The organism is Neisseria sp. P0007.S010, assembly GCF_051962875.1.
GTDB classification, from domain to species: Bacteria; Pseudomonadota; Gammaproteobacteria; order Burkholderiales; family Neisseriaceae; genus Neisseria; species Neisseria subflava_A.
The window spans coordinates 1-244 of record NZ_JBQCUX010000061.1; the positions used below are offsets into that span (position 1 = coordinate 1).

General features: G+C 59.4%; 1 protein-coding gene. It reads left to right on the plus strand.

All coding sequences use genetic code 11. The annotated features are described in order from the left end of the window. A partial coding sequence (locus ACTHR7_RS10905) for a hemagglutinin repeat-containing protein (RefSeq protein ID WP_440370820.1) occupies positions 1-244 on the plus strand: 244 nt, incomplete at both ends.

Sequence of the window (244 nt, forward strand, 5' to 3'; positions counted from 1 at the left end):
CTAGCCGCCGGCGCCCAAGCCTACCAACTGGCCGATTCCGTCGGCAAAGTGGCCGACGCCGTCAAAAACCAAACCGGACAGCAAGGCGCCGTCCTCTTGTCCGTCGAAGCCGGCTTCGGCTTTAAAACCGCTAGCAAAGAACAAAACCAAAACTACCGCCAAAGCCAGCAAAGCAGCCTGAAAGCCGGCGGCGACATCAATATCCGCAGCCGCGAGGGCGACATTACCGTCCAAGGCAGCAACA